The organism is Paenibacillus qinlingensis, assembly GCF_031455095.1.
GTDB classification, from domain to species: domain Bacteria; phylum Bacillota; class Bacilli; order Paenibacillales; family NBRC-103111; genus Paenibacillus_E; species Paenibacillus_E qinlingensis_A.
In genome coordinates, this window is the sequence record NZ_JAVDSB010000021.1 from 89641 (window position 1) to 101031 (window position 11391).

11 protein-coding genes are annotated in these 11391 nt (G+C 44.7%); 3 read left to right on the forward strand and 8 right to left on the reverse strand.

The window, feature by feature from the left end; genetic code table 11:
* Nucleotides 1-67: 67 nt before the first annotated feature.
* The 5 genes from J2736_RS30625 to J2736_RS30645 all read right to left on the reverse strand — a co-directional run bounded on the left by J2736_RS30625 (nucleotide 68) and on the right by J2736_RS30645 (nucleotide 5082).
* Nucleotides 68-991 carry a glycoside hydrolase family 43 protein gene (locus J2736_RS30625; RefSeq protein WP_397341988.1) on the reverse strand — a complete coding sequence of 308 codons (924 nt, stop codon included), beginning with the start codon at nucleotides 989-991 and terminating at the stop codon, nucleotides 68-70.
* A gap of 73 nt (nucleotides 992-1064) precedes the next feature.
* Nucleotides 1065-1895, reverse strand: coding sequence for a carbohydrate ABC transporter permease (locus J2736_RS30630; RefSeq protein WP_310502369.1), 831 nt, complete (start codon nucleotides 1893-1895; stop codon nucleotides 1065-1067).
* Nucleotides 1892-2698 carry a carbohydrate ABC transporter permease gene (locus J2736_RS30635; RefSeq protein ID WP_397341990.1) on the reverse strand — a complete coding sequence of 269 codons (807 nt, stop codon included), beginning with the start codon at nucleotides 2696-2698 and terminating at the stop codon, nucleotides 1892-1894. Before J2736_RS30635 ends, J2736_RS30630 begins: the two co-directional genes overlap by 4 nt.
* 233 nt (nucleotides 2699-2931) lie before the next feature.
* Nucleotides 2932-4347 (reverse strand): ABC transporter substrate-binding protein, encoded by a 1416-nt coding sequence (locus J2736_RS30640; RefSeq protein ID WP_310502371.1) that lies wholly within the window; start codon nucleotides 4345-4347, stop codon nucleotides 2932-2934.
* Nucleotides 4348-4641: 294 nt separating this feature from the next.
* Nucleotides 4642-5082 carry a phosphotransferase family protein gene (locus tag J2736_RS30645; RefSeq protein ID WP_310502372.1) on the reverse strand — a complete coding sequence of 147 codons (441 nt, stop codon included), beginning with the start codon at nucleotides 5080-5082 and terminating at the stop codon, nucleotides 4642-4644.
* A gap of 393 nt (nucleotides 5083-5475) precedes the next feature.
* On the opposite strand from J2736_RS30645, the gene J2736_RS30650 reads away from it, so the two are divergent.
* The 3 genes from J2736_RS30650 (at nucleotide 5476) to J2736_RS30660 (ending at nucleotide 9364) form a co-directional block, all read left to right on the forward strand.
* The gene (locus J2736_RS30650; protein WP_310502373.1) at nucleotides 5476-6045 is read left to right on the forward strand and encodes a TetR/AcrR family transcriptional regulator; all 570 of its coding nucleotides are present in this window, start codon (nucleotides 5476-5478) and stop codon (nucleotides 6043-6045) included.
* A 133-nt stretch (nucleotides 6046-6178) separates the two neighbouring features.
* Nucleotides 6179-7087, forward strand: a complete 909-nt coding sequence (locus J2736_RS30655) for an NmrA/HSCARG family protein (RefSeq protein ID WP_310502374.1) — start codon at nucleotides 6179-6181, stop codon at nucleotides 7085-7087.
* Nucleotides 7088-7993: 906 nt separating this feature from the next.
* Nucleotides 7994-9364 (forward strand): hypothetical protein, encoded by a 1371-nt coding sequence (locus J2736_RS30660; protein WP_310502375.1) that lies wholly within the window; start codon nucleotides 7994-7996, stop codon nucleotides 9362-9364.
* 172 nt (nucleotides 9365-9536) lie between these two features.
* Here J2736_RS30660 and J2736_RS30665 read toward each other — a convergent pair whose 3' ends face one another.
* The 3 genes from J2736_RS30665 to J2736_RS30675 form a co-directional block, all read right to left on the reverse strand.
* Nucleotides 9537-9980 carry a GNAT family N-acetyltransferase gene (locus J2736_RS30665; RefSeq protein ID WP_310502376.1) on the reverse strand — a complete coding sequence of 148 codons (444 nt, stop codon included), beginning with the start codon at nucleotides 9978-9980 and terminating at the stop codon, nucleotides 9537-9539.
* Nucleotides 9981-10247: 267 nt separating this feature from the next.
* Nucleotides 10248-10532: an HNH endonuclease gene (locus J2736_RS30670; RefSeq protein ID WP_310502377.1), complete on the reverse strand. Its 285-nt coding sequence runs from the start codon at nucleotides 10530-10532 to the stop codon at nucleotides 10248-10250.
* 484 nt (nucleotides 10533-11016) lie between these two features.
* The coding region (locus tag J2736_RS30675) for a reverse transcriptase domain-containing protein (protein ID WP_310502378.1) at nucleotides 11017-11391 on the reverse strand (375 nt) is incomplete at its 5' end.

Genomic DNA, 11391 nt, shown 5'->3' on the forward strand with positions numbered 1-11391 from the left:
TCATCAACGACAAAAACTTGTCTACTCATACAATCTCTTTCGACCAGAATCGAAGCTCATTCGGCTCTTATCTTTCTTTTAGCGGACGGGCAGCTACTCCTTCAAACGTTAACTTCACCGGTCGAATGCTGCCATCCTCCTCGATGTACATGCGATCGATGCAGACAACTCGATGGTTCGCATCCGTTTCCGATAACGGTCTCCGATGGTAAACGATGTACCATTCGTCTAAGTCCGGCACCTGGATAATCCCGTGATGTCCTGCGCTAGTTGCGACATCCTTGTTCTGCTGCAGTATTTTCCCCACTCGTTTGAACGGACCTACGGGCGATTCCGCTATCGCGTAAGCAACAGAGTAATCCGGGCCGCCCCAACCGCCTTCTGCCCACATGAAATAATAAAGTCCGTTTCTCTTGATCATGCAAGGTCCCTCGACGAAAAGCTCAGGCGTGACTTCCTTGAACGTCTCTCCATCATCGAATGCTCGAATGCTGATCATATCTTCATTTAATCTCACAACATTACAATGACCCCATCCGCCGTAGTATAAATAAACGCTGCCGTCATCGTCTATGTAAACATGCGGATCAATGGGTTGGGCGCCGTGATAGAATTGATCGATCAGAGGCTTACCTATCGCATCAACGAATGGACCTTCGGGCCGGTCAGAGACAGCCACGCCAATGCCCCCGAGTTCATCATTGCTTTGGATATCATTCGCAGCGAAATAGTAATAATATTTTCCGTTTTGTTCAATCGGAGAGGGGGCCCATAGGGCTCTCTTTGCCCATGATATACTTTTCATTTCCAGTATGCGATCTACCTTCGTCCACGCCACCAAGTCTTCCGAGTAGAAGGCATCGAAGTATGTTTGCTCATCATACGGTGCTGAATATGTCGGGTAGATCCAATACTTTCCTTCGAAAATTCTGGCCTCTGGATCCGCATACCAACCCGGAAAAATCGGATTACCCGATCGTTTATCCTTCATTTCATTCACTTTGTGAACCTCCTGATTATGGATTAAAGTAAGCCACTGGTCGGCAACGGCAAACAATCATACCTTATCCTTTCAACCCCGTAAGCGTAATTCCTTCGAGGAAATAGCGTTGCCCTACCAAAAAAACAACGATGCACGGCAATACAACGACCGTTGATGCCGCCATTAGCAAGTCCCACTGCGCTGTATAGCTGCCTTGAAACATCTGCAAGCCAAGTGCAAGTGTGAACCGGCTATCACTTTTCAAATAAATAAGCGGTCCCATAAAGTCATTCCATGACCCCAGAAATGTAAAGAGAGCAACGACGATAACAGCGGAACGGCTGAGAGGCAGAATGATCCGCCAATAGATTTGGTAATAATTTGCTCCGTCCACAAACGCCGCCTCATCGAAATCCTGTGGAATCGTCATATAAAATTGGCGCAGCAGGAAAATATTAAAAATACCTCCACCGAAATATGCAGGAGCAATGAGTGGATAGAAGGTGTCGTAAAAGCCAAGCGTCTTCCAGCCGATAAAACTTGGAATAAGGGTAACCGCCCCCGGCAGCATCATGGCGGACATCAAGATGGCGAACACCACTTCGCGCCCCTTCCAACGGATGCGTGAGAAGCCAAAGGCCGCAACAGTACTCGAAATAACTGTGCCCAGCAAAACTGCGGCAACAATAATCAGCGTATTTTTGAAAAAAGCGCCAAATGGAACGACCGTAAGGGCATTTTTGAAATTTTCGAAATGAAACGGCTTCGGAATCCATTGCGGCGGCATAATGAAGATCTGGGATAAGTCCATAACCGAGCTGCGCAGCAGCCAAATGAACGGCACTATAAACATGACGGAAACGATAACAAGGGCAGTAAACCCACCTAGAAGCTTAAGTCTGGACTCTCTCATGCGCGATCCCCCTCATAATGAACCCAGGATTTCGAGGTTTTGAAGATCAGAAACGAAAAGATCATAATAATGACGAAGAGCACCCACGCTAGTGCTGAGGCGTAACCCATTTCCGAATCGCGGAACGCAGTTCGCCATAGATAGAACACAAAGAACAAGCTTTTGTTATTCGGTCCCCCTTGTGTCAAAATATACGCCTCACTGAATACTTGGAAAGAACCAATAATCGTCATGATCGTGTTAAAAAAGATCGTTGGCGTCATCATCGGAATCGTAATATGCCTCAGCTTTTGATACCAGCCTCCACCGTCTACATCAATAGCTTCGTAATAGCTTGAAGGAATGCCCGATAATCCTGCTAAAAAAATGATGACGGTTCCGCCAATTCCCCATAATGTCGTAAGCACAATGGAGGGAATTACACTGCTTTCGCTGAACAACCAAGCGCTGGTTGGGAGATGCAATTTTTCCAACACGGTATTTACTAAGCCCAGATCCGGATTCAACAGCCACAACCAAATCATCGAAGAGGCAACCGCCGGCACAATGCTCGGCAAGTAGATGATTGTCCGGAATGCGGAACGGCCTTTTACATTCATGTTTAGAAGAATAGCCAAGAAAAACGAAAAGATAATAACCGTAGGCACACGTAATACGACGAAATAAAAGGTTGTGCCAAGCGACTGGTAGAACAGTTCATCTTCACCTGAGAACAGCTTAATGTAATTGGTGAGTCCAATGAAGTTTGTCGTATCCTTGAAGACGTTGTAGTCCGTTAAACTAAGATATAAGCTCGCAACCATCGGTCCCAGCGTAAAAATAAGGAAGCCCACTATCGCCGGCGATGTGAACAGCAGGCCATAGAACAGTGCCTTCCGTTCCCGCTTAGTGCTCGTGCTGCGCGAAGCAGCAATGGACTTCTGATTGTCTAGTACCGAAATCTCCATACCGTATTCCTCCTATCTATGCCAGAGGACAACGCCTTTTGGAAGAAAGGGCCGTTGTCCTCAATTGTTCATCCGCTATTTCGGATTTGCTACTTAACGTCGCGTCGACCCTGTACATGTTCCTGCGCTTTCACAGCAACCGCGTCTAGCGCCTCCTTGGCTGATTGCTTACCAAGCCAAACTTTATCCAGTGCCGGATTAATATCATCCATGATTTTGCTGAAGTTTTTAACATAAGCCGTTGGTGTAGCATGGCTATGATTAAGCAGCATATCAATAACGGCTCCTTGGTAACCAGACGGACGCGAAGGTAGATTTTTCGTCCATTTCGCTAGCTTCTCATCATTTGTGTACCAGTCTTTGTGAGCAGGCATCAATGTGCCAGCCGTCAGCAAGTCGAGTGATGATTCCGGATCAAGCAGCGCCTTGAGCAGCTCCCATGATTCCTGCGGATGTTTGGTCGACTTGAAGATGGAGAACATCGCGCAGACAACGGTCGTAACCGGCTCTTTCATAACGGGCAAAACACCCACATTAAAGTTGAACTTGGACTGCGCGAGCGCCGTGCTTGCCCATTGTCCGTCAATCGCCATGGCTACTTTTTTGGTTTGAAGTGCTACGTTCGTGCCAGGAATATTTTTGGCCTGCAGCGCTGACGGTGCAACATGATGCACATTGATCAGATCGGCCAATTTCTGGATGGCTTCCGCTGCTGCCGGCTCATTAATCGCTAGCGTCTTGCCATCTGCCGACAGAAAGTCTCCACCATTTGAGTAAATAAAGTTGCTGTAAGCTCCCCACCAAGTCGGAAGGTTGATGCCGAACTGCCGAATGTTCTTCGGATCGAACCCTTCCTCCGTCGCATTTTTCCCTTTACTGTCAATCGTCAGCCGCTTGGCAATATCTACGAATTGATCCCAATTCCAAGCTTTGGAGGCATCCGAAGGCGGAGGTTCAATACCCGCTTCCTTAAATACATCTTCATTGTAGAAGAGACTGAATGTTTCTGGCCCTGACGCAATCCCGATCACATTCCCGGGTTCAAGCGAATACGTGATATTAGGTACCAACACGTCCATATTAATTTCCTTATCTTTTGCTAGAAAATCCTGCAAATTAAGGAACTTGCCTTGTTCGGCAAGAGGGAACGCAATGCTCCCTGATTCCATCATCGCTACATCCGGTACATCATTGCCGGCAACCATTGTCGTCAACTTGGTATCGTAATCTGCTGAGATGGCTTGGAAATCTACTTTAATATTCGGATGCGTCTTCTCGAACTTCGTAATAGCAACCTTGTAGGCAGCCAAATCATCCGGAGAACCCCAGCCCGTAAACCGAAGGGTAATGCGCTCACCATTGTTAGCCGTACTAGTTGCAGGGCCTGTAGAGCTATTCGTATTTGAACTTCCGCTATCCGATTTCGTACAGCCAGATAACACCAGAACAGTCGTCAGAATGAAAGCTAAACATATAGGGATAAATTTCCAACTGTTAATTGACACTAATTTGAGCCCCTCTCTACTTCCTTCTCATTTGCTCATAGCTGCAGTCTATGACTTCCTTCATTGTAAAAGATAGAGAGCGCTTACGAAACCCGATCATTTCTAGAATGGTGGACTTTTATTGCTTCTTACGTTGTGGAGCCTAAATTATTTTGTTGTTTATTGGAGTAACGTTCATGCGTAACGCTCGATTAAAAAACATATACAAACCTTCATCAAAATACTGGAACTCTTCCATTGTTACTCTATAACGAGTATACCCCTCGTAAAATGCCTCTAATAGTTCCGGCTCATTTAAAATTCTTCTAATCGCCAAGGATTCATCATATCGTGGGTCTCATCTGTATTACAATCACCGTGAATCATTGTTTGATTAACAGGTATAGGTCTATTCAGTATCAGAGATTCCAATAGTTCCAAATCTCCCTCAGTTTCCCCACAATCAACATAGCTTTTTGCCTTTTCCAGTTGACTCTCTAGCCAGTTCCCCTCTCGCTCAAGTGATTTTAGTGGGCTTTTTTCATAAAAGCAATTAAGGAATCGCCCGAAACTCATAAACAACTTTTTCTTCTCCAATGACGTAGCTTTTCCCAGAGCAGTAGTTAACGTGGTACCAGCCTTTAATAACATAAGTAAATGACTGATATCTGATTCCTCAAAGAAATGATAATACTTAGGGATCTGGAGAAGGTCATCTTGAAGCTTTTCTAAAATTTGAGCCTCATTTTTAACCACAAACAATACTTTTCCTTATTCGCACTTTTTAGTATGTAAGATCTTTCTTCCGTAACAATGCGGTTTACCTCAGATGTACAACCTTGCTCATCCAATAGTACAAAATCACTTACTTTACCTATTATTTCTTCGACTTTTACACATGCAGCATTTCCCGAATTGCCTTCCTTATCTTTGTGCGAAGTGAATGTATTACCTGTATTTCTGATTGCACCGTCTCCCTCATACTCGAAACGAATTCGAATGTTTTTTCGCCGTTGGACTCATTGCAGGGTTGGATCAATTCCAGTTCAATAAATCAATACTATAATAATTAAATTCATTACTATGGTAACATGTTTTTATTTCCGGAATAAATCCTTTATAATAACTGTGAAAGGAGTGGATTTCGTCATGAGCACTCGCGGAGCTACCAAAGAGGGGATTATTTCCACCGGGATAAAAATGTTTATCGAACATGGGTTTGACAAAGTCACCATCAATCAGATTTGCCAAGAGATCAACGTGACCAAAACCGCCTTTTATTATTATTTCAAATCCAAGGATGACCTTATATCCGAATTTTTTACGGTTGATAACCTCCTTTCCAATGAAGATCTGATCCATATCCTTTCGGCAAGCGATTATGCCAATCAAGCCATGAAAGCAATGGAGATCTACATCAACCACATTGTCCGCTCCGGATTGGAGTTGACCAAAGAATATTATCGGGTTCTCATGCGTAACGAGATTATCCCGCTTGATAAAGGCAAATCGACAGTACTTGGATCGATCGTACCGACTTTGCTTCAAAAGGCTATTGATGCCGGGCAGTTGAAAAATCCTTCAAGCGCCGAAGATTTGCATGACTCGATGTGTTGCATTGCCAATGGCGTATGTCTACACTGGGTAATCGAAGGCGGGGCTTTTAACCCCCTTGAATTAAGCAGAAAACGATTTGAAAATTTGCTTATTGTAAATTGACACATTCTGTTGTGCAGCGCGCCACGTTGACCGTGGCGTTTTTTTGTTTTGACAAAACATTACTTTGGTATTTACAAAACATTACCTAAGTAATATAATTCATATACGAAGTACAAAGAGTGGAGAGATGATTATGGATAAAGAGGTTTCAAGGTTGATATTGGTTATCGGCGGCACGGGAACACAGGGCGGTAACGTCGCCCGTGAGCTGCTGCACTATGGTCACAGCGTCAGAATATTGACTCGGGATCCGAGCTCGCCGAATGCGCAAGACATGGCAGCCAGAGGAGCCGAATTGGTACAAGGAGACTTGGCTGATCCGTCAACTTTAACGCTCGCAATGAAAGATGTATCGGCGATCTTTTCAGTGCAATATGCGGATCCCTACGATCTAACAATCGAGCCACGCAATGCTACGAATATGTTAAATGCAGCAAAGGAAGCTGGTGTCGAACAAGTTGTACACACCTCCGTATCCGGCAGTAATTTGCTCCCAAGATGGGATAAGCACAAGTATTTGCTTCAGACCTGGGAAAATAAGTTTGCAATCGAAGAGAATATCCGCAATGGCGCTTTCCGATACTGGACGATCTTGCACCCAAGTTGGTTTATGGAAAATTTCATACCTCCTCTCTCCTCTATCATGGCCCCAGAATTAATTAAAGGCATTCTGTTCGGGACGATGAATGAAAATACGCCCTTGAAGTTAAACTCTGGCGAAGACACCGCGATATTTGCCCGCGCAGCGTTTGAAAATCCGCAGAAATATCACGGACTGGATATCAATATTGCAAGCGACGAACTTTCCATGAAGGAAATCGCGCAAACCTTAAGTCGAGCGCTCGGGAAAAACATAATTTATGAAACGATTAGCAGCGAAGAAACTATGAATCGCGGGATGTTGGAGGGAACGACTTATTTTATGGAATGGCTCGAAGCCGTTCCGGGCTTCGGGTTTGAGCTTGAAGCGACCAAGAAATACGGCATTGCGCTTAAATCGTTTGTGGAATGGGTCGATATCAATAAAAGCCGGTTTGAATAATTTACGTGGAGCAACGTGCACAGAGCAATCCAGATAACGATTTATCCATTGGAGAGATCCTGCGAATAAGCAAGTATTCGTGAGAAAACCACATTTTACCGAGGGAGTTCAACGAAGTGGAGTCGGCTTTCCTGGCTAAATGCTTTATTAATGCGATTTCCGAGCTTTCCGTGGCAAAGAGATCGAGTTCTTGTCAATTTCGGCAATGTTCTTGTCACCTGACAACGGTTTCGGTTTGGGATGACAAGAACTTTATCTCATTCCCGAGGTGTGATGCCGCAGCAGCTGCCGCAGCGCATTTCGAATTCAAAAACACACACCCCGTTTGGTTGGGTGTGTGTTTTTAGAAATTTTATATAGAGTTAACAACGTATTTACTATGTGCTTTATTGTCATCTGTTGGATTATCAAAAATTCTCATCAATACACTTAGTGGTGTAAATGACTTCATTTTTCTAAGCGATTTCTTAATACTTTTTGTGCGCTTATCGCACACTTAATTTCAATCTTGCTTCTTGCCAGTTTCATATGCTGCCTGCTTTCCTTAAAGATGCTCCCCATTCGCAATTACAGTTAATTAACTTTGCCCTTTAATATTCAAGGTAGGCACCACGCAAATCTGCCCTTTAGTTGAGCGGAACTCACAGAAACGAAAACAAGCGATGGATTGGTTCCACCGCCACACTATAGTGTCACTTAGATTAATGTTTTGGAGAGATTCTAGGCGGGGTAAATAGATTTATTTCCACATTAAAACAAAAAAACTCTAGTCTGCAATAGATTAGAGTTTTTCTTCATCTGAAGAGGAGCACCCAATGAGGTGCTTTAACATATATACTAGTATTTTCTTCCAATACTTAGCATGATACAATCTAGTGAACAGTCCTATCAGGAAGGGGCGCATTAATGCAAACACACCAACAACCGGGCAAGGCTGCTCAGCAGACAACGACGACCGGCACCGCCGAATCGTTGAATATGGTTGAAAATGAAACGGCACAAGGCTTGTCAGGTCCAGCTCTTCAGCGTGCAACCAAGCTCCCGCAGGCGATGAGCCCGGCGCAGATGATGCATCTGCAGCGTACCATCGGCAACCGCTCGGTTGGCGAGCTGTTCAAGAAGCATCAGTCAGCGGCTAACCCCGCTGCGAGAGCCGTGGAAAAACCTGCGGAGCTGACACCAGCCGCTGGTACAATTCAAGCCGCTTCGCCATCCCAAAGCGCTATTCAGCGTAAGGTGTATATCAAGCGGGCGCTAATTGGCGGCTACAGGAACAAGACCAAAACCGGCCGCGGCAACGAAGGTGCAGGCGAGCGGAAAGTAGATAATATGATCGCGGACGGGAAATCACGCTATTTCAACAGTAAAGATGAAATGTCCCAGTACGCTGCGAAGACGACAGAGAAAATCGGGTATGTCGAGAAGACGGATACGTGGATTCGCATTCCGGATGAGCTAACGGTAATCGGGGAAGTCCATACGGAAACTACGTTGGAAGATGTTGTGAAAGCTGTGGGGACAGATAAGTTCATGCACGAAGCCTACACCGAACGTCCAGCTGAAGCTGCTGATAATCCTGAGCTGGAAGCGGCTATAACGAAGCGAGAGGTTGAGCGCAATGCCAAGTTCGGTGGCATCGGCACGGGTCCGGGGGCTAAATCGCACTATGCGGAAAGTTTTTATCCGAAAGTCATTCGAGGCTTGCAAGGGATTAATGTGATTTACGATTATCGGGTCATGGCGTCGGAGGCAGAGAAGAGATTATTCGGTATGGCGATTCGATTTGCGGCGGGTGCAGATGAAGACTCCGTACTCTATCAGACCTATGCGGCTCAGGAAGATCTGTGGCAGCGAACCGCTGCCAGCCTTGAAGGCGATGAGCAATCGGCGGATCCTTTAACGGAGGCCATGAAAGCTGCAAAGAGCAAGGATCTGTTTACTACGTTCGTTCGTGAAGTAACGGCTTACGCCACTACGAAGCTTCAAGAGGAGCAGGCACAGGCATCGGCTGCGGATAAGAAGGCTTTTGCCGACAATTGGCATGTAGCCAAGTCGGATTATGGTGCAGCGGATACCGAGATTATGAAAGCGGAGAAGGCCCGTGATTTCTCAATGTTCCAGCATATCAAAAAAGCGAAGAGCGAGGGGTATCTGTTGTACGGACTTGGCGATTTGCATCTTAAACGGCTTAAGGAGCTGCTCACTGCCGAGGGCATCAAGTCGGTGAACATGAACAAGTTCATTGATGAACAGGAGACGACTCATCCGCAAACGTGAGGTGGTCTTCAAGGCTGCATCGTAATAAAATGGCTCCAATCATGTCGTCTTCCTTTTAGGAAAAAAAACGTTTCAAAAGTGGCAAGGAAATAGTTCAAGTCACATAATTGGATTTTGTAAAACTAGTTTTTGCACTATCGTTCCCTTTAGTTGAACGCAAATTGGTTATTCATTAGTCAAGATTAATAACTTTATCAAAGCAGTATGAATCTTTGTCATAGCCATTATGCTCATAGAACGCATGGGCCTTGATGCGCTTCATCCCGGTACATAGAATAATGCTGGTTATTCCTCTGTTTTTCGCATAGTTTTCTGTGAATCGTAGCAGTTCAGTTCCTACCCCATGACGCTGATAATCACTATGAACAGCAAGACCGGTTATATGCAGATAACCATTCGCAGACCCTACAGCTAATGCATGAACGATAGATATGAAACCAACAATATGATTTTCAATTAAGGCTACAAACGTTTTGTAATTGCCGGCTTTGCTCATCTGTTCCATCGTAACGCGAAAGTTCTCAATCGTAACAGTACGAACGCCAAGTACATCGTTCCATAGCAAAACAACTTTAGAAAAATCGTTTGTTTCAATTTCTCGTAACTTTATTTCCATGTCCCTGCCCCCCTTAAAATGAAGTTTTCATGAGCAATGGATTCGATAACTGATGAAGCAATCCTCCCGATACTTCAAAACGCATCCTGCAGGATCTCTCCGGCAGGATGCGTTTTGAAGTATCGGTAACAATAGGTAAGCGTTTGATGCAATCTCCAGCTTTTCCCCTGTCCCACACGGAGCGAGCCTGTTTCCAAGCACTCCGCGTTCCATCTAACTGAATTTACTAAATCATAACTTCCTCGTTACTCATTGATTTGGGATATGTTAAACTGGATCTAATGCATATTTTTCACGGTATTGGTTGATCTTGTTCATCATCATTTCCGTTAAACCCAGTTTATTTTTGAGTACGTCAATCGTCTCTTTTTGTGTTTGAAGTATGAGTTGCCCGACCTCTTTTTGTAGGATGCGTAAGTTACTAAACTTGTCAGTTCCACCTGCGTGGGGCGGGATGTAGTGGTGGCAATGAACATCGGATGCGAAAAGATACATACCTGTAATTTCGCATTTCCCCATTTTCATGCTATACCGACTAATCCGATTATCCATATATTCAACACTTTGATTCGGGATGCTAGATTTCGATAGGAAGTAAATTTCCTGACGTAAATCTGGGCGAAGTTTTTATATAGTTGTTCTCTACCTGCAGTGGTAAAGAGTGAGAGACCTGTACTAAAGCCCATCGTGTTCTTAGTTTTCATATTGGCAAGAGGATATAAATAAACATCTGCTATTTTAAAAGTCCTGTAACTCAAGCTGTAAAATTTACTGTACGTTGGCGGTGGGTTTGCAGGATGCTCGTATTTCCCGATTTGTTTGAGACGATTGTACATGAAAGCTCGCAGATCGTAGACAAGACGTGAGAACGCAACACTTACATGTGTTGCCCGATTAAAATAATTGTGAATTCCTAAAACAAAACTGTTAAACCGTGCAGCGTTTAGAGCTGTTGGCGAAGTCCTCATTTTGAGGATGTGATTCTTGACTTCGCTTTTGATTCTCTGCCTTTTGCTCGCTTTAATGCCCGTATGTGCTACTCGTTTTTGCCCTTTTTGTTTGCTCGGATTGTAAACCCAAGGAATTCCGACTCTCGCTTTCGCAAGTTAATGATTTGCGATTTTTCAGGTGACACGTCCAGTTTCAGACGGTCTTTGAGATACAGAACAACCGCATGATACCACCTTTGGGCTGATCTCCAATCTCTGCAAATGATTTTAAAGTCGTTGGCGTAACGCACCAAGTAGCCTTCTTTCAGACTTGACCGTATCTTCGCTGCCTTTTCTCCTGTTCTTGATTTGAAAGGCTTCTTTAGAGGAAAGAGTTCCCATTGACCAGCCACCCAGTGATCGAGGTCGTTCAGTACAATATTCGAAAGCAATGTTGACAACAATCCCCCTTGAGGTACTCC